The organism is Iodobacter sp. CM08, assembly GCF_033446605.1.
Taxonomy (GTDB): domain Bacteria; phylum Pseudomonadota; class Gammaproteobacteria; order Burkholderiales; family Chitinibacteraceae; genus Iodobacter.
Window position 1 is genome coordinate 1 of sequence record NZ_JAWQUO010000057.1, and the last position, 19,017, is coordinate 19,017.

General features: G+C 47.0%; 17 protein-coding genes. 16 read left to right on the forward strand and 1 reads right to left on the reverse strand.

Annotated elements, in window-relative coordinates:
• Positions 1–129: 129 nt before the first annotated feature.
• The 16 genes from R6242_RS20770 (at position 130) to R6242_RS20845 (ending at position 18,242) form a co-directional block, all read left to right on the forward strand.
• Positions 130–708 carry an MFS transporter gene (locus tag R6242_RS20770; RefSeq protein ID WP_318430571.1) on the forward strand — a complete coding sequence of 193 codons (579 nt, stop codon included), beginning with the start codon at positions 130–132 and terminating at the stop codon, positions 706–708.
• Positions 705–1,229, forward strand: coding sequence for a DUF3833 domain-containing protein (locus R6242_RS20775; RefSeq protein ID WP_318430572.1), 525 nt, complete (start codon positions 705–707; stop codon positions 1,227–1,229). The genes R6242_RS20770 and R6242_RS20775 overlap by 4 nt, the downstream gene beginning before the upstream one ends.
• A gap of 2 nt (positions 1,230–1,231) precedes the next feature.
• On the forward strand, positions 1,232–2,014 hold the full coding sequence (locus R6242_RS20780) for an SDR family NAD(P)-dependent oxidoreductase (RefSeq protein ID WP_318430573.1): 783 nt from the start codon (positions 1,232–1,234) through the stop codon (positions 2,012–2,014).
• Complete coding sequence (locus R6242_RS20785; protein ID WP_318430574.1) at positions 2,011–2,475, forward strand: nuclear transport factor 2 family protein; 465 nt, start codon at positions 2,011–2,013, stop codon at positions 2,473–2,475. Before R6242_RS20780 ends, R6242_RS20785 begins: the two co-directional genes overlap by 4 nt.
• A 322-nt stretch (positions 2,476–2,797) precedes the next feature.
• Positions 2,798–3,547 (forward strand): substrate-binding periplasmic protein, encoded by a 750-nt coding sequence (locus tag R6242_RS20790; protein WP_318430575.1) that lies wholly within the window; start codon positions 2,798–2,800, stop codon positions 3,545–3,547.
• 514 nt (positions 3,548–4,061) lie between these two features.
• A complete protein-coding gene (locus tag R6242_RS20795) occupies positions 4,062–4,946 on the forward strand; it encodes a DMT family transporter (protein WP_318430576.1) in 885 nt (294 codons plus the stop codon).
• Between the two features lie 1,071 nt (positions 4,947–6,017).
• On the forward strand, positions 6,018–6,932 hold the full coding sequence (locus R6242_RS20800) for a glycosyltransferase family 2 protein (protein ID WP_293933357.1): 915 nt from the start codon (positions 6,018–6,020) through the stop codon (positions 6,930–6,932).
• A 6-nt stretch (positions 6,933–6,938) separates the two neighbouring features.
• Positions 6,939–7,703 (forward strand): polysaccharide biosynthesis/export family protein, encoded by a 765-nt coding sequence (locus tag R6242_RS20805; RefSeq protein WP_318430577.1) that lies wholly within the window; start codon positions 6,939–6,941, stop codon positions 7,701–7,703.
• Positions 7,700–9,670, forward strand: coding sequence for an exopolysaccharide transport family protein (locus R6242_RS20810; RefSeq protein WP_318430578.1), 1,971 nt, complete (start codon positions 7,700–7,702; stop codon positions 9,668–9,670). Before R6242_RS20805 ends, R6242_RS20810 begins: the two co-directional genes overlap by 4 nt.
• Before the next feature lie 70 nt (positions 9,671–9,740).
• On the forward strand, positions 9,741–10,916 hold the full coding sequence (locus R6242_RS20815; RefSeq protein ID WP_318430579.1) for a glycosyltransferase: 1,176 nt from the start codon (positions 9,741–9,743) through the stop codon (positions 10,914–10,916).
• Between the two features lie 9 nt (positions 10,917–10,925).
• Positions 10,926–12,221, forward strand: coding sequence for a cellulase family glycosylhydrolase (locus R6242_RS20820; RefSeq protein ID WP_318430580.1), 1,296 nt, complete (start codon positions 10,926–10,928; stop codon positions 12,219–12,221).
• Positions 12,221–13,480, forward strand: a complete 1,260-nt coding sequence (locus tag R6242_RS20825; RefSeq protein ID WP_318430581.1) for a glycosyltransferase family 4 protein — start codon at positions 12,221–12,223, stop codon at positions 13,478–13,480. The genes R6242_RS20820 and R6242_RS20825 overlap by 1 nt, the downstream gene beginning before the upstream one ends.
• On the forward strand, positions 13,464–14,579 hold the full coding sequence (locus tag R6242_RS20830) for a glycosyltransferase family 1 protein (RefSeq protein WP_318430583.1): 1,116 nt from the start codon (positions 13,464–13,466) through the stop codon (positions 14,577–14,579). The genes R6242_RS20825 and R6242_RS20830 overlap by 17 nt, the downstream gene beginning before the upstream one ends.
• On the forward strand, positions 14,576–15,979 hold the full coding sequence (locus R6242_RS20835) for an O-antigen ligase family protein (RefSeq protein WP_318430584.1): 1,404 nt from the start codon (positions 14,576–14,578) through the stop codon (positions 15,977–15,979). The genes R6242_RS20830 and R6242_RS20835 overlap by 4 nt, the downstream gene beginning before the upstream one ends.
• Positions 15,976–16,797, forward strand: coding sequence for an acyltransferase (locus tag R6242_RS20840; protein ID WP_318430586.1), 822 nt, complete (start codon positions 15,976–15,978; stop codon positions 16,795–16,797). Before R6242_RS20835 ends, R6242_RS20840 begins: the two co-directional genes overlap by 4 nt.
• Before the next feature lie 38 nt (positions 16,798–16,835).
• The gene (locus R6242_RS20845; protein WP_318430588.1) at positions 16,836–18,242 is read left to right on the forward strand and encodes a lipid II flippase MurJ; all 1,407 of its coding nucleotides are present in this window, start codon (positions 16,836–16,838) and stop codon (positions 18,240–18,242) included.
• 9 nt (positions 18,243–18,251) lie between these two features.
• Here R6242_RS20845 and R6242_RS20850 read toward each other — a convergent pair whose 3' ends face one another.
• Complete coding sequence (locus R6242_RS20850) at positions 18,252–18,863, reverse strand: substrate-binding periplasmic protein (RefSeq protein WP_412100726.1); 612 nt, start codon at positions 18,861–18,863, stop codon at positions 18,252–18,254.
• Between the last annotated feature and the right edge of the window lie 154 nt (positions 18,864–19,017).

Sequence of the window (19,017 nt, forward strand, 5' to 3'; positions counted from 1 at the left end):
CGTTTCAATCGTCGAGCAGACCTGTGCGCTCTGATTCCTCGATTACTCAAAGCCGTGATGCAGGCTAAACCTTGTCCAAGAGGGGTATTTCAAGCCTCAATTGAGCAAGAGACATAATCAGGTAAATCTTTGCTCCTCCCTTATTTTATCAATGCCATATCAGTGGCTATTCCATCTACTTTGGCGCTGTTTTTTATCAATGATCGTCTTCAAGCCGCCAGCTATGCAGGTGCATTTTTAGCCACTTATTTTGTGGCGGCGGCGGTCGGGCTACCGCTGTGGGTGATGCTGGCTAAAAAAGTGGGCGCTTTGTGCGCTTGGCGCTGGGGGATGTTACTGGCGATTCTGGCTTTTTGTAGCGCAGCGTTGCTCGGTGTTGGTGATTATTCGGCCTATTTAGTGGTTTGCATTGCGGCAGGTTTAGCGCTTGGTGCAGATCTTGCGCTGCCCCCAGTACTCTTGGCGCAGATGATTCAGCATGAGGATTCGCCCTCTATTTACTTTGGTATTTGGACACTGCTGGGCAAATTGGCTCTAGCGCTATCGGGCCTGGCTTTGCCGCTATTGGCGCTACTTGATTATCAACCCGGACAAGTTGCTGGCCCTGTTTTGGCTTGGATCTACGCGGGCTTGCCTTGTGGATTTAAATTGTTGGCTTTGTATTTGTTGTATCGAATTCGCCCTCACACAGCCGGAGTAAACACATGAAAAAATCTCTACTCGCAGCACTCTGCGGCGTGCTCACTGCTTGCGCCTCACCTGATGTGCAGCAATATCAAAAATCTGAACCTAAGCTCGATTTGGTGCAGTACTTTGTTGGTAGCACGGATGCATGGGGTATGTTTCAAAAGCGCAGCGGTGAAGTCGTGAAGCGTTTTCATGTTGAAATTACGGGTACGCAAAACCAAGGCAAGTTAGTGCTGGATGAGCGTTTTAAATACGATGATGGCACAACGCAGCAACGCATCTGGACCTTAGTTCAGCAAGCCGATGGCAGCTGGCGGGGGACGGCTGATGACGTTAAAGGTGTAGCAATCGGCAAAATATCTGGCAATGCTCTCAACTGGCAATACACAATGTTGTTACCGGTGGATGGTAAAACCTATGAAGTGCAATTTGACGATTGGATGTTTCTGATCGACAACAAATCAATGATGAATCGCGCCAGCATGCAAAAATTTGGCTTTGAGCTTGGGCAAGTAACGCTGTTCTTTAAGAAAAGAGACTAATCATGTGGCCGCCGATGAACCCCGTAATACCAAGCTGGCTTAATCAGCGCATCTGGCTGATTGGCGCGTCCAGCGGGATTGGTGCGGCGCTCGCTAAGCAAGCGCTTAGCGCAGGTGCCCACGTTACGCTATCGGCAAGGCGGCTGGCGCAGTTAGAGCAAATCGCGCAAAGCCAGCCCAAGGCCCATGTGCTTGCCTTTGATGCGAGCGAGCAAACCGCTTGGCCCGCAGCGTATGCAGCCGCTTGCGCTGCAATGGGTGGGGTGGATTTAGTTGTTTTTTGCGCTGCAGATTATCGCCCCGAGCGCAGTTGGGAAGTCACCCCCGCCGGTGCCGCTCAGACTTTAGCCATTAATCTAGGCGCGGTATATTCGGGCCTTGCAAGCATCTTGCCAAGCATGCTGGCGCAAGGCAGCGGCGGTATCGCGCTGGTTGCCAGTGTGGCTGGCTATATGGGCTTACCCAATGCTACGGTATACGGCCCAAGCAAAGCGGCTCTGATCAATTTGGCTGAAATTTTATACAGTGATTTACACCCAAAGGGTTTAAGCGTTTATTTGATTAATCCAGGCTTTGTAAAAACTGAACTAACGGCTAAAAACGTATTCACAATGCCCGCGCTGCAAACCTCGGAGCAAGCCGCTACGGCCATTTGGGGCGGCATCAGTGCTGGGCAATTTGAAATTCATTTTCCGCGCCGCTTTACCCAAATTCTTAAGCTATTACAATTGTTACCCTACCGCCTGCGCTTTGCACTTTTCCACCGTTTTTTAAAGCTATCATGACTAAACTGACCGCCTTACTTGATTGGTACAGCCAAATTAGCCCGCAAACATTGCCGCAATTAGGGCAGTTTTACGCTGCCGATGCGCGTTTTAAAGATCCATTTAACGATGTACAAGGTGTGGCGGCGATTGAAGCTATTTTTAGCCATATGTTTGCCACCACGGACAAGCCGCGCTTTATCATTGCAGAGCGGCTTGAACAAGGCCAACAAGCATTTATCACTTGGACGTTTGAGTTCAATTTGCAAGGCAAACCTTATCAAATCATCGGCGGCTCACATTTGGTTTTTAATGCGAATGGTGATGTTACGCTGCACCGCGATTATTGGGATGCTGCGGAAGAATTACTGCAAAAACTCCCACTGATCGGCGCACCTATTCGCTGGCTGCGCCGCCGGTTTAAATGCCAACACTCAGCCCGCCTTAGCCATTATTCAAACCCTCAAGACCATGCTGGCTAAGATTGGACTGCTTACAGCTTTTAGATAGGGCTAGAGCATTTCTCGGCTTATGCCAAATAGACAGGCCAGCTTGGCTTGTTGTTATCCTGCTTATTTTTTTTTGTTTGCCTGAGAGTATCAACGTTAAGGAATATGCCTCGTAGGGGCGGCTGTTTGCCCTATATGCATACGTGGCTTTGTCTCAGCAATAGGCAGAATCAGCTGGTTTTTCGTAAGATTATATAAAGCTTCAGAAGGAATTATGAGGCTTTTTGTTTGTACAGTAATTTTTGCAGGGATGGCTAAACTAAGGTTTGAATCTATGCCGTAAGTAGGGGAAAGCATGCGTTATCTAATTAAAAACTGGGGTCTTATTTTGCTGCTTTGCAGCAGCATGCTATACGCCGAAGAGGTGACCATCTTTTTTAATGATGATTATCGCCCTGTCAGTTATAAGAATGCGCAGGGTAAGCCGGCTGGGCCAGCTTATGATCTGTTGAAATACCATGAGGGTCGAGGTAATACAAAATTTGTTTTTGAATTAAGTAACTGGAAGCGTGCTTATGAAATGGCACTTAGGGGAAAAGGAGGGGTGATCGGCCTGTCTAAAACAAAAAAGCGTATGGCACTGTTTGATTATTCTGAGCCTTTTTATCTTATTCCGATTGATGTCATTGTAAAAAAAGGAAATGAATTTACTTTTAATTCAACTGCTGATTTAAAAGGTAAAGTGGTAGGTGTGACGAATGATGCTAGCTATGGCAATGAATTTAATGCCGCGATGGAAAATAAGGTATTTGAAGTTGATATAAATTACTCTATAGCTGTACGCTTAAAAAAACTACTTTATGATCGTATTGATTGTATTGTAACCGGTGGAGGGGAAAATGGATTGCTTATGGCGTTAAAGTCAGATCCATTTTTATATCAAAAACGTGATCAGTTTGTTATATTGAAACATGGATTAGGCGCTGATCCTTTGTATCTTGGGTTTCATAAAAAAATGAAAATGCAACATTTTCTGCTGGATTTTAATAAGTCAATTAAGGAAGCGATGGATAAAGAGGTTATACCAAAGATATCTAATCGATGATTTATGTTAAATAGTGAATAAAAAGTTTTCATAAATTTTAAGCTGCCTACAAAAGAGGCACCCCCGAGTGTTTTTTGTCGGGGCGGCAATAGCGTCGCTAGATTCCCACTACCGATTAAGGTATTTGAGGGCAGGCTTCAGCGCGGGAATAACGATACTGATTTTTGTAATACTCGATCGCTTATGATGCCGCACTTAACTCTGTTTTATCAATAGAACTACTCTGCACTATTTTACTCTTCAGCTGGCTAACCTCCCTATTTTCTGTACATGCCACAGTGGCAAGTGCCAACATGACTGATCAAGGCTTTTGCGCTGAATGTTACTGTGCTGCAGAGGCAAGCCCCTTGATGCCTCTTTTGACATATCGTTATTCCTTGGCTAGAGAAGTAATGATTTTATCGAAGAGTGTATTTCAATGGCATGAACTTTTTGCTTACCCCGCTGTATTTCCTGATGGTCAAGACACTTTATGCTTGTTAAGCTTTGCACTCTAAAATGGGAGTAATAAGCCTTGACGCAACAGCAAAAAGCATCTTTTTTTGGCCTGCTTGCCGTACTGGCATGGTCTACTGTGGCAACGGCATTTAAGATTAGCTTAGCTTATTTAAGCCCCGCGCAATTAGTGCTTTATGCAAGCAGCGCATCGTTAATATCTCTTCTATCCATTCTAATGTATCAAGGTCGCTTGAAAGAATTTTGGCCTGCATTGCAAAAAAATTGGCGTGTTTCGCTACTATTTGGGGCAATTAATCCTTTTATTTATTATTTAGTACTATTTAAAGCCTATTCATTATTACCTGCACAGGAAGCGCAGGCAATTAATTATACTTGGGCATTAACTATGGCATTATTGGCTGTGCCATTTTTAAAGCAGGTTTTAAAAACAAGCGATATTTTTTCTGCTGTTTTTTGTTATTTTGGCGTGCTGATTATTGGCACGCGAGGCGATATATTACAGCTGAGTTTTTCAAATGTAGGTGGAGTGCTGCTGGCTTTAGTTTCTACTTTATTATGGGCCGCCTATTGGATATTTAACACCAAAGATCAGCGCGAGCCTGTATTGGGTTTAGCGCTTAATTTTGCGGTTTCTTTGCCGCTGTCATTATTATGGTGCGCATTTACGGGCGAGCTAGGGGCTATTGCTTGGCAGGGCTTGGTGGGGGCTGCATATATTGGCGCATTTGAGATGGGCTTTACATTTGTACTGTGGTTAATGGCGATGAAGCTAACAAATAGCACGGCAAAAATAGCGAATCTTATTTTCTTAGCACCCTTTGTATCCTTATTTTTGATTTGGTCGGTATTAGGCGAGGCCATCTTGCCTTCTACCATGCTGGGCCTGTTATTGATTTTGTTGGGTTTGTTGATTCAGAAAATACCGAGGCGCAGTCCATAAGTAATGCTAGGCATAGAGTTTTTTTACGAAAAACACTGAAAACACGAAAAGATACGCTATAGGTTTGTAATTTCTATGTGTGTGGTGGACTAAGTCGTTTTTGGCATCCAGTACTGGTTTAAGCCAATACTGAACTGCGCCCCAAATGTGGATTCCCATCCATCTCTTTGGGGTGTTTTCATGTCCACGTTAGTAAAGCAATTTAAGCTCCTAGTCATTTAGCCATTATTTAACCGGCTAGATTGGGGGCCAGGTAGGGGCTTAGCAACAGTGCTCTTGATTGGCTGATTATAAAAGCGGGTAGTGGTAGCTCATGGCACAAGCAAGCCTTAGACGTGCATGATGTGTATTTTAGTGCCTGTGCTTCTGCTACTTAGGAGGGGGTGTATTTTGCATTGCAATATATGAAGTCCAACAGCCAGAGCCCACTCACGCGGGACGAACGGCTTTTTTGTTGAACAAGATCACACTCTTTACATCTTTTTAGGGGTTTTTTTTATTTTTTTATGCGGGTCAGTTGCCACTGATCCGCTTTTTTTTGCCCTTTTTTTGATTGGTATATTTTTACAAGTGGTATTAGAGATTATTTTATATTCGCTACTTTGGCGCTACTTGTGTGGCCTTCCATGTGGATTTTTTATGATTTCTGTGGACTAACGGCTTTTTTCTTTTAAATATGACATTTTATTTTCACATGTCTTGTTTTTAGCTTTCATCTTATTTAATTAAATGTGTTTTTCAATTTTACTTAAATAAAAAAATGGTATTTATCATTAATTGATACTGGTTTTGCCAGTTAATTAACATGTTGTTTTTTATGGTTTTTATGTTTTTATATAAGGTGAATCACTGTGGTCGGTGTGATTGTTTTTTTGTGTATATTTGCTGAAGAACTGTGTTGCACTGCGATTTTGATTGAGTTGAAGTGGTGCTAATTTAATCGCTGATATTGCTGATAATTAAATCGATATTTATATAAATAATTTTATATTTATTATCATTTTTTTTCGGTAATTGAACAACGCACAGATATTGCCTGATTGCATCGTTTCCATCATGGAGCTAAGTTAAATGACACGCACTGCGCTGATCCTGCCTGTACGAAATGCGGGACCATATTTAGACCGTTTATTGGCTGCTTTAGCTGAGCAAACACTACAGCCTGATGAGTGGCTGGTTGTTGATAGTCAGTCCAGTGATGACACAGTTCAGCGCTTTCGTGCAGCAGGAGCTAAAGTGGTAACAATTGCAGCCAGTCAGTTTAATCATGGCGGCACGCGGGAGTGGGCAAGGCAGCAGGTTAACGCGGATGTAATTATTTATATGACGCAGGATGCAATTCCAGCTAACCGTTATGCATTACAAAACCTGCGGAACGCTATACTGGCAAATGATGCAATCGCCGTGGCATATGGGCGTCAGCTGCCAAGGCAGGGAGCGGGTGTGCTAGAAAGCCATGCACGCTGTTTTAATTATCCGGCGCAGAGCCGTACCAAGTACCTGGGTGATGCTTCTGAATTAGGGATTAAAACTTGTTTCAGCTCGGATTCATTTGCGGCTTACCGTGCAGTGGCTCTGGAGTCTGTAGGTGGCTTTCCTCAAAATATTATTGGTACTGAAGACGCCTATGTGGCAGGAAAAATGTTATTAAATAACTGGCTGATTCGCTATGAAGCCAGCGCTGAGGTTTATCACTCGCATCACTATACGGTGTTGCAGGAGTTCAGACGTTATTTTGATATTGGTGTTTTTTATGGCAAGGAATCATGGATTGCAGAGCACTTTGGCAAGGCAAGCGGCGAAGGCAAACGCTTTGTTTTGTCTGAACTGGCGACGCTTGCAAAGTCTGGGCAGAAGTGGCGGGCTGCTGAAGTGATGGTTAGAGTACTATTTAAACTTGCAGGGTATCGTACTGGGCATTTAGAAAAATATTTGCCGACTTCCTTAAAGCGCCATATTGGCATGTTTGCAGGTTACTGGAAATAAAAGTGTATGAAAAAAAGGTTTTGTATTTGTGTATTACTGCTGAGTGCCTGCTCCACCCCAAGTAGCCTGCTGTTACCTGAACAAAGCGTATTAGATCAGAAGCAGATTGAATTAAATAACATAAGCAAACTGCCTTCTCCGGTAACCAGAGTGATGAATGGCGATACTCTGAGGATAGTGAGGGATGCACAGACGCCCGCTGAAAAAGATGAAATGTCATTGTTCTTTGTACGGCCTGATGGCACATTCTCATATCCCTATGCGGGGCTGATTCAGGCCACTCACCGCACCCCCGAAGATATTGCTGAAGAAATCAGCAAGAAGCTGTCAGCTATTTATCGCTACCCCAAAGTGACTACCAATATCGCAATTGCGCCTGGTAATCGTGTGTTTGTTGGTGGAGCGGTACGTAATCCCTCTGCCTATGAGTTAACCGCTGCAGCGAGTATTGAGCAGGCGATTATCGGTGCAGGTGGCGTATTGCCTTCTGCAGATAGTCATCATATTGCTTTATTAAGGATGAACGAAGAAGGTTTATATCAGGTTTACTTTACTGATTTCAGCCAGTTTTTATTGGCTGATAATAACCGGCGTGGTGTTATATTGCAGCGTGGCGATATTGTTTTTGTACCCAAATCCTTGCTAGGAAATGCAGTAGAGAGCGTAGATATGTATTTTAATCAATTGTTGCCTTTTTCAAAAGGTATTGGTATTGGCTTTAGTTATGATTTAAATAAAAGCCAGAGCTCCACCTCGGTGTCCATCCCATGATAGATATCAGGTCTTTTCGCGATATTTTGCGGCTTTTTTATATATTTAAAAAAGAATTTATGTGGGCGATGATCGCCACAACAGTATTAATTGTACTGGCCGCCTTTTTTCTGCCATCCCGTTATGTATCTGAAGCCCGTCTTTTGGTAAAACCAGGTCGTGCTATGAGCACGGTACCGATTGAGTATAGTGATCGGCAGACTTTAGTTGCGCCAAGTACGCAGCGTGATCCTATTGTTGATGAAGAAAAAATGCTCACTGGCCGGCCGATTATTCGCAAAGTGGCCGAGTTTTATATGAGTGAAATGAACGAGAATACTGAGAAAAATGGCTGGAAGCTGGTTAAATATTATATTAAGCAGGGTGTGAGTGAGGTTATTGAAGGTGTGCGTTTTATTGTGGTTTTTATAGGCCTAGCAGAAACACAAACACCTGTTGAACGTCTTGCCAGCAAATTAGAAAAACAATTTTCAGTGAGTCATGAGGCCGGCTCCTCAGTAATGGAAATTAGTTTTACTTGGGATAACCCGTTAATTGCTCAGCGTGTGGTTAATAAGTGGGTTGCTATTTACCAAGAGGAGCGTGCTCAGAAGCTTGCAAATAACAGTCTGTATGAATTTTATGATGTTGAAAGCCAACGCTTAGCAAAGCAGGTAGCGGAAACAAAATTACAAATCACTGAAAAGTTAAAGCTTATTGATGGAATGAGCAGCAAAGAGAGGCTTGAAAGCCTAACAGATAGAATTAATAAAGTGTCTGCTCAACGTGGAGAAGGCAGTGCAGAACAGCAGGGACTGGAAAAAGGCATTATCAGCGCCAGCCGCCGAGCTGCAGGTCTGCCGCAGGAGGTTAGTAAAGAGCGTGAAGTGGGCCTGAATCCTGTGCAGCAGGATATGAAGCTTAAGTTAAGTGGGCTGGTTCTGGAGCGGATTGATAAGTTAAAAAACTATCAGGATCAGGCGCCTCCCGTGTTGGAGTTAAATAACAGCATTCGCATGCTGAAAGAGCAGATTACAGAAGAAAAAGACAATTTGCAGCGCTCAGAAAACCTAGTCCCCAATGAGCTGGTAACGATGTTGAAACGCTCTGCTCTTGAGCGTGATACTAGGCAAATTGAATTAAAGGCGCAGATTGCCGCGTATGATCAAGAGCTACTTAAGCTAAAGCAAGAGCGGCAGCGTATTTTATCCGTTGACCCTGATCTTTCCAGATTAGAGCGTGATTTAGCGGTGGCAGAAAAAAATTACTTACTTTATGTAAATAGCCTTGAGAAATCTAGAATTGACCGTGAACTAGACAATAATCGTATTAGTAATATTGCAGTAATTGAGCAGGCTACTTTTACACCGTCGCGCGTATTTCCTAAAAGCTTATTAATGCTATTTATGGCGTTGCCAGCAGGTATTGCCGTCGGCTTCTTTGTTATTTATCTTTGCTATTTACTTGATCAGCGTATTCATGACGGTGGTAAAGTGCAGTCGCATTTTGATGTGCCTTTATGGACGACCATTATGGAGCATGAGGGAAATAAAGTTGTGCCGTCTTTTGAGGCGAGTATTTATCGTCTTTATAGTCAGTTACCACTGGATATTTTAAAGCAGCAGGGTCTAAATATTGGCATTACCTCATCGCGTAAAGGCGAGGGTGTTAGTTTTATTATGACGCATTTTCAGCGTATTTTATCAGAGCGTGGAATTAAAAGCCGCATTGCAGATGATGAATCCGCCACTGCTGGAGAGGTAGTTTTAATTGATGCCTCTGCTCTATTAGTGAATCCAGATGCATTTATTCGTTTAAAGCAGGCAGATTTGATATTAATGGTAATAGAGGCGCGTCAGTCAACGGTGCCTATGGTTGAGAATACCTTATCTATTTTAAATACAGCGTTTAAAAAAGTGGATGGTGTGATTATTAATCGGCGGCGCTTTGAAATATCTTCGGGTTTACTCAGCCGTATTTCCCGATAAAGCTCTGGGAGCTCAGGTATTCATAGCTCTATAAGCTGTAACAATAGCTGAGCGCTTAATAAGGTTATTTATGCGAATTGCGCTAATTGCACCATTACCACCAGAACAAAATGGCATCGCAGATTATGCTTTTGCCTTGCAACAGGCTCTAAGTCAGGAAGGTCTAGTACTGATTACCCCGTTTAAAAATCAGCGGCTTGCTGCCCGTGCCAGTGGCATAGATCAACAGATGCAGGGTATAGACTGGCAGAAGTTTGATCTGGTTCATGCCGAACTTGGAGGTGGGCGCAGCGGTGAGTTTATGGCGCTTGAGTGGCTGTCTGAGCATTATCCTGATTTACCCTTAAGTGCCACAGTGCATGATCCTGAACGCCTGATCTGGCGTCCGGCTGGCTGGCCTTTGTTGCTGAGCAGGCTGCTTCCTCGCCGCGTTTATCAACTGTTGGTTTTACTATGTGATCCATTCACTTTAGCGAGAGAGCGCCGCCTTGCTGCAAAGCTGCGGGCTTTGATTACCTTAACCGCAATCGGGGCACGTTGTCTGACTGAGCGTATGCGCTTGCCGGATGGCAAGGTGCGCAAGATTGCTCATGGTAATCAGGTCATAGCTGCTCAGCCTCTGCCTGCTCTTCCTCCGTCTGGGCCTTTGCAGATTTTGTACTTTGGTTTTATCTATCGTGGAAAAGGGATTGAGGATCTCATTGATGCACTGGCACTGCTACTGATACAGCGCCCTTACGCCGCTGTATCTTTAACGCTGGCAGGTGGGACGGCACCCGAAATGACTTTTGCCAATGGCCCATCTTATCTGGATGAGTTAAAAAATAAGATCACCTCATCCGGCTTGCCGGATGGTCTTGTCCGCTGGCAGACAGATGTGCCGCAGGAAAAAATTGTGGAGCTGATTCAGTCTCATCACGTGCTGATTTTGCCGTACCAAGAATCAAAAAAACTAGCTTATTTGGGGCAAATGCGTGGAACTAGCGGTGTGTTGTCATGGGCCGCTGCCTGTGGTCGCAGCGTGGTTGCTTCAGATGCTCGATCTTTTTCTGAAGAGGTTTCATTTGGAAATGGTGCGGTTTATGCTCAAGGCGATACGGCGGCATTAGCGGCTGAGCTGCAATGCCTACTGGATCAGCCGGATCTTTTATCTGAAAGAAGTATGAATGCACAAAAACTAGGGAAGGTGAGGGCATGGCCTGAAACTGCCAAGCAGTTTAGGGCCTTATTTAGCAGCCTAGTTTAAGGAAAATAAATGCGCATTAAAAATGGCTGTGTTGCTTGCTTATTGTTTTTTTTGGCCTGCTCGGTGCCTGCGACAGAAGTAAAACTTGTCGCCCCTAGGCCTGTGGTTTGGCGGGATTTTTTAGGGGTTAATGCGCACTTTTTATGGTTTACCCCGCAGCAGGCTGCCTTGCAGATGGACAGGTTGCGGGATCTTGGGCTGGAGTGGACTCGGGTAGATTTGCACTGGGACAGACATGAAGCCAAAGAGAATGACTATCTTTTTAAGCCCATAGATACTGTGGTCGATGCCCTGAAAGATAAGCAGTTAAAGTCAGTTTTTTATCTGGTTGGCTCGGCACCTTTTGCGAGTAGTGCTCCGCTATTGGCAGGCAATAAAGATCAGTATCCCCCCAAAGATAATGAGGTTTTTGCTAAGCGCATGGGCATGTTGGCCAAGCGCTACCCTTCGGTGGATGCCTGGCAGGTATGGAATGAACCTAATTTACCCGCCTTTTGGCGACCAGCTGAAAATGCAGCTGATTATGGAAGGATGCTGCAGTCTTCAGTGCGTGTACTCAAGCAGATCGCACCAAGCAAGCCAGTTGTGATGGCTGGGATGGCCTATTACAGCCAGATGCCGATTAAACGAGGCCTGATGCTGGAAGAGCTGGGCAAAAAAGGGGCACTTGGGCTGGGGGCTATTGTTGCTTATCACCCCTATAGCCAAGAGCCGGAGGGCGACGATGTTAAAGAGCGCGATTTTATTTTGCGTTCTAAAGAAATTAACCAGCGTTTACGTGCCATGAAAGTGCCAGGAATCTGGGCGACAGAGTGGGGCTGGTCTAGCTATGCGGGGCCTAAGGAAGAACAAAGCCTGATCGGTGAAGCTGGACAGGCAGATTATCTGTTACGCAGGCTAGTGCTGATGAGTGTTTCTGATTTTGATCGGGTGTTTTTGTTTGCGCTGTCTGATTTAGATAGCCGTGCGGGCGTACGTGATCGCAGCTATGGTCTGCTGGATTTACAGGGCAAACCTAAGCCTGCCTATAAGGCGTTGGCACAGTTTTTAAAAATTACTGGCCCTAGTTTGTCTCCTGGGGAGGCGCCAAGCTATAAGGGCTCGGTAAATGGCCTATACAGCATTGCCTGGAAAAAACCTGATGGTAGTAAGTTATGGATGTTTTGGGCGGATGAGGCGGGTGTGATTGACGTGGCGGGGGTTGAAGGTGCGACGCTGTATCAGCCGCTTAGTGGTGCTAAAACGGCCTTAAAGTCAGGCCGTCTGGCGGTGACACATCAGCTGCAAATACTGGAATGGCGCTAATGGTGCACGAACAATCACAGCCCCGCGCCGCGCTTTTGGCATCGACAACACCATCCTTAAAAATTCTCTGGACTTTGCCTTATCTACCTTGGCCTACCAGCAGTGGCGGTAAGTTACGCCAGTATCATTTGCTGCGCACATTAGCGAATAAAGGGCACCGCATTACTTTACTGGTGCAAAGTAAAACGCCACTGTCTGCCAGTGCAAAAGCCCATCTTGAGGCGATTGTAGACAGGCTGATTGTATTACCGCGCAGGCCAATCAGGCATCCACTAACCCTGCTGGCTGCCGTATTTTCACCTTATCCTCTGCTGGTGAGTGTGAATGGTTTTGCTCCTGCGCTGGAGCGCGTGTTTGCTGATTTGCTGACAGAAGATTGGGATGTGGTGCAGATAGAGCACAGCTATGGTTTGCAGCCTTTTTTCCAGCAGCTGCAGCAAAAGAAGCAGTCTTTTTTACTGACTGAACACAATGTTGAATCGTCTATAGGTGCTGCAACTTACCAGCAGCTGCCATTTTGGTTGCGGCCCTATATTTACTTTGATCAGTGGCGTTATCGCCGTTGGGAGAAAAAAGCATTAGGCCTGCCATATAAAGTGGCCGCAGTGACCGCAGGGGATGCAAAAAATCTCGCTGAACACTGCCAACGTGAAGTAGATGTGGTGATTAATGGGGTTGATACCGCTGCATTTGCCTGTGTTCATCCCGATTTAGATAGCCAGCGGGTTTTGTTTGTGGGTAATTTTGAATACCCACCTAATCTAGATGCGGTGGCTTGGAGCCTTGATGAGATTTTGCCTCTGGTCTGGCAACAAATGCCCGAGGTGCGTTTTGCTATTTGTGGCTATGCTATGCCCGCCAGCTGGCGTGAACGCTGGCCAGATTCACGCATTGAATGGCAGGGTTTTGTTGCTGACTTAACGCTTGAGCAGCAACAATCTGCAGTGTTTCTGGCGGCGCTGCGCGAAGGTGGTGGCTCTAAGCTAAAGGTGCTGGAAGCGCTGGCGGCGGGCTTGCCTCTGGTAAGTACGCCTCAGGGCGTATCCGGTTTAGCGCTGCAGGATGGCCATGATTATCTGGGCGGAGCAACGGCGGCTGAGCTAGCGCAAGCCCTGCTGCAGTTACTGCGTCAGGGGGAATCTGCTAGGGCAATGGCAGAAGCAGGGCGATATTATGTGTGTCAAAACAATGACTGGCAGATCAGTGCCAGCCAGCTTGAAACTCTCTATCAGAAAATAAAATATGCGGATAGGAATTGATTATCGTCCGGTAACTGCTGCGCCTTATTCAGGTATTGCGCGGCAAGTGCTGGCACTTGAGCAGGCTATTTTGGCTGGAGAAAACGCGCAGTTATACCGTTTTACCGCGGCGCCGCTGGAGCACGCCCATCGTCTGTTGGCGCATTGTCCGGCCACGGCCAGCCCTGTGCATGGCCTGCACCGGCCACGGGAGCGGGTAAATTTTGAGCTGCGTTTTTTACCTGCAGCCATTGCCACAGCAGAGCTTGATATTTATATCGCTACGGCCAATACCGGCTTGCCGGTGTGGCGAGCTCCGGCAAATACCCGCTATGTTTTGTTGCTGCACGATGTTTTTCAGCTGACGATGGCAAATCATCACAGCAACCGCATCAAGGCGCTGGTCTACCGGCAGATTGATCGTGTAGGGATCAGCAGCTCGGTAGCGCTGGCAGATGCAATCTGGACACCTTCAGTATTTACAGCAGATCAGGCTCGACGCTTGTTTCCTGCGGCAGCAGATAAAATCTCAGTGCTGCCTAATGCGGTGCCTGCCCTTGCCACACCGGAGCCCCTGTGTGCTTTTCCTGCGCTACCCGCGGTATTCTGGTTGGTGGTTGGGACAAGAGAGCCGCGTAAGAATATTCCATGGTTTGTGCAATGCTGGCAGCAAGCTCGGCAGCAGGATGCTAGCGTGCCTGCTCTAGTAATGGTGGGCAGTGCAAGCGATTTACCACTTGAACTGCGAGATGCTGATGGTATGTTTTTTGTATCAGGCCTCAGCGATGCCGAATTATTGTCGCTGTATGCACAAACTCGCTGTCTGTGGCAGCCATCACTAGCGGAAGGGTTTGGGCTGCCGGTGCTTGAAGCGCTGGCACAGGGCGCAGCGGTTGCCGTTGCCCGTGGTTCGGCTCTGGATGAGATTTGCCCAGCAGAGAGCCCCCGTTTTTCTCCGCAGGATAGCGCTGGTTTACAGCAGCTGATGTTGGAGCTGGCAGCACGTCCTCAGCCCATGCGCTGGGCAGCCCGTCAGACATGGGCAGATCAGTTTGCCATGCCTGCTTATACAAAGCGTGTGCAGGCATTGCTGCAAGGTGTGCTGAGTATGCCGCGATGAGTGTGTTTTCGCGCGGGCTGGCCTTACTTTGCGCCTTGCTGTTTGCTGCTATCCTGACTTTTGTTTCCGTGCCAGCCATGCTGCTGAGCATGCTAGCAGCAGTGGTGGCTTTAGTAATTGTTCGCCAGCCTTTTAGCGGGTTACTCATGTTCGCTTTTGTGGCAACTTTTATTCCCTATACCACGGTCAATATGGGGGTGCGGGTAACTATATCTGAGGCCTTGCTTGGCCTTGTATGGCTGGGGGTTTTTTTGCAGATGATACAGGGCCAGCTATCTTGGCTGCCTGGTAAAACTGAATCGCGTTTACGTTTGTTGATGCTGTACAGCGCGCTGCCTTTTATCTTCGGCCAGCTAATGATTAACGCAGAAGGCAATGGCCTTGTGAATTGGCTGCGCTGGCTGATTAATTTATCACCGCTATTTTTGTTTCCTATTTTGGTGAAAAGCCCGCAGCAGCGCGATCAACTGATTGTTGCTTTGCTGCTTGGCTCGCTGACGATGCTGTTGTTATCGGTAGGGATGTTTTTAAAAGATCACAACGCCAATAGCTTTATTGTGATTCTAGAAAAGCTGAAATACGCTCATCCTGAGGCGGTGAAAGATATTTTCTCGGCTAATTTCTCCCGCATGGCTTCACCTTGGGTGCACCCCAATCTAACCGGAGGCGTACTGGCGCTGTTTCTGCCGCTGGCATTTTTCTATGCGCTTTTACAAAGTGGTTGGCGGCGCTTGCTGGGCTTTAGTGTGGCGATACTTGGGGCGGCAGGATTGCTGTTTAGTAGCTCACGCGGTGCCATTGTGAGCTTAGCACTGGTGCTGTTTTGGCTTACATCTATCCGCGCGCCTTATGCTGGGCGAGTGATAGGGCTTGCGCTTGCGCTGGGGGCTGCGCTGGTATTGTTTTACCCGCCTTTGCAGGAACGGCTGGCCACAACTTTTTCATCGTCTAATGCGAGTACTGAGATTCGTATGGACGAATATCGGCGCTTCCCTGATGCAATGGCCCGCTATCCGCTAGGTATTGGCTTCAAAATTGATCCGCCGCCGCCTGCTACGGGCCTGTTGGGGATTTCTAATTTATGGCTAAACTATATTTACAAACTAGGGTTGCCCGGCATGTTGTTATTTATTGCTGTGACTCTGGCGTGGTGGCGTGAGTGTAGGCCGGTGGACAGACTCTCGCAGCTGAATGCTGAACGAAGCATCTGGGTGGGCTCAGGGGCGGGAGTGTTGGCGGCACTGCTGACTGGGCTGTTTGATCACTACTATAGCTTTACTATGGTGCTGATTGCCTTATTTTGGCTGATGATGGCCATTAATCTGCAGTCAGCACGTCGCTTAAATCAGAACCATGAACCGCTTCCCAAAGCGGATCTTTATAGGAAGACAGCGGTATGAAACACCGTATTTATCATTCCACGGCACTGCGCAGTCACCTGGATCAGTACGCACAACAACTGGCGGTAGATCCGGCAGAGCTGGCACAAAGCTATGAGTGGATGCTAGCAAATGAAGTGGTGTTTGAAGAGGGCGATGAAGCCAACCCGCGCGTATCCATCTGCTCGGTGAATATCGAAACACGGATTGACCCACCTCTGGCTAGGCGTTTTTATGCACTGCTTAGCCGTGAGATTCCTACAACGCTGGTACCCCGCTACGGTATTAACTGGCCCACGTTTAAAGACCGCTGGCTGCGGGTCTGGGAGCAGTGTTACAACATTCTGATTAATAAAATCCCCAGTCATTATGTAAGGTTGGCTTGGCTGCGCCTTGGCGGGGCGAAAATTGGCAAGGGCTCGGCAGTATGGCGCACGACCGAAATTCTGGGTATCGAAAACCTAGTGATGGGAGATGACAGCTGCATTGCCTGGCACTGCCAGATTGATGCTCGTGCAGGGTTGATTATTGGTGATCATGTGGCGGTAGCATCGTATGCCAAAATTATTGCTGGCAGTCATGATTTAACTGCGCCGGAGTTTTGGTCAGTATCTGCGCCAATTTATATTGATGACTATGTATGGATTGCTACAGGGGCGCTGATTGGCCATGGCTCACGCATAGGGCGTGGTGCTGTGGTCACCGCTAATACGTTGGTCAGCAAAGAAATTGCCCCTTATAAAATTGTCGGCGGCTCAGGAGCCAAAGTAATGGGCGAGCGTCCGCATAATTTAAATTACAAAGTGGGCGGAAAAGGCCTATTTACCCTGCTTCATTAAAGGTTAATTGTGAGCCCATTGTTTGAGCTGAGCTAACTATGTTGAGCAGCACTTTTTTACTGACATTGGCCACCCTAGCTGGGCTGGTGCTGGGCTTTGGCCGCGAATGGCTGCTGGTTGCGGATTGGGGGGCAGGCGGGCGCACTGATGCTTACCTCGTTGCGCTTTTTTTTCCTGAGGCATTACGCACCATGCTGGCAGGGGGCTTATTGTCGGCGGCAGCTCTGCCGCTTTTACAGGCTCACCCCGCGCGCAATCGCTGGCTGGCTGGGCAAATCCGGCAGTTTTTATGGCTGGGGCTGCTTTTAGCTTTGCTGATCACCCTTGCTGCTCCTTATTTGGTCAGAATGACTGGCCCCGGCTTATCCGTGGCTGATGCAACATTGGCCACAGATGCGCTGCGCTGGCTGGCATGGGTGATTCCCGGATTGATGCTGCAAGCCATTTTAACTATCCCTGCTCAGGCCGATGGTCGTTTTGTGCTGCCGGGGCTGGGGTCTTTCTTATTTAATCTACCCGTGGTGCTGTATCTCTGGCTGGCGAAAAAAACGGCTGATCCTGTAGTGTTGGCTCAGTGTTTTATTTTGGGCAGCCTTTTGATGGTGCTGCTTTTACTGCCTTCTGCTTGGCGCTCGGGGTGGCGGCCTTGGTATCGCTCTCTAGCTGGTGATGATGCCGCCTTATGGAAGCAGCTTTGGCCACTGTTGAGCAGCAGTGCCGCCAGCCAAGGGCTGAGCCTGCTGGAAAGACTAGTGGCTTCCTTGTTGGGAGAAGGATCGGTCACTTTACTGAACCTAGCGCGTAAATTAGTTAATATCCCGCTGATTGCCCTGATGAGCCTCAACCAAGTGCTGCTGGGGAAAATGAGTGGCGAGGGTGCTTCTGCGCGGCGGCAGATGCTGGATACGGGGCTGCTGCTGTGTACTCTGCTGACACTGCCTGCCGCAGTAGGATTAATAGCGGCTGCACCGGCCTTAGTGGATTTACTGCTGCCTGCAGGCCTTGCTTCTGGCCCGCTCCCAGCGCTACTGGCTTTATTTGCGGTATCGATTATTTTTGGCGCATGGAATGCTTTGCTGGCTCGTTATTACTATGCCGCTGCCAATACGCGTACCCCTTTAATCTGTGAGCTGAGCGGCAGTGTAATACAAGCGGTGCTGCTACTTGGTTTACCAGAGTTTTTTGGGATATGGGGGATTGCTGCTGCGGTGATGGGGGGAGTATTAAGCACCGGCTTGTTGCTTTGCCGCAAGATTGACCAAGCTTTATTAAGCAAGCTGCTGCAATGGGGGGGCGGCGCTTTACTACTGTGCACGGCAGCGGGGCTGATCTTTACTTGGACGGCTCAGGGGCGGCTGGTGCAGCTTTGTGCTGCTGTATTTGCGGCTCTGCTGCTTTTTGCCACAGGGGCTTATCGGTTTAAAAAATATTTAAATGCCTTATAAAGGCTGGTTTTATTTAAACAGATCCATTTGTTTTTTATATTCGGCAGACTCCCTTGTTGATTCGATGGAATCCCATATTTTTTTAACCAATGTGCCTTCTTGTGCAAAAAATGGTTTGGAGAAAATTAAGTAATAGGGTTTTTCAATCAGTGGCAATGCTATTTTTTCTATTTTTTTTTGTAATTCTGTATCTTTATCGAGCAGATTATCGCCCTGCAGTGTTGGTAGGGCGACTGCGGTGACTCGGCCTAACAAGAGTTTTTTTAGATTGATTTCGGTGCTGCCACTGCTGTCATCTACTTTTAGATTTAGACTTTTTAATTGGTCAACCACAGAAAAGCCAGTTTGTGCACCAACAATGGCATCGTCTGGTTTAAATACTTTGCCGTCCCATTCTACTTTGCTGCCTTTAAGGTGATATAGGCTATAGCTGTCGATCAGCATTCTTTTGCTGATGTCGATTTTATCTACGGTCATGGGGTAGACGGCAAATTCTGCGCGGTCTGTTTTAAAGCTGGCATTGACTGCGCCATCGTAGTGGCCGGCTTTTAATTCTTGCAGACAACGCTTCCATGGAATGGCATCGATTAGTATTTTTTGACTGATTCTTTTCTCTACCATCTCCAGCAGAATAATGCTGAGCCCCTTACGGTTTCCTGATTATGTCTCTTGCTCAACCTCCTTGCTCAAACCACCTAAAAGGCCTAAGGTGAACGAACGTTCTTTTTTGGAGTGGTCGTCATGGCAATCAACCCAATCCAGATGCAAAAGGGGC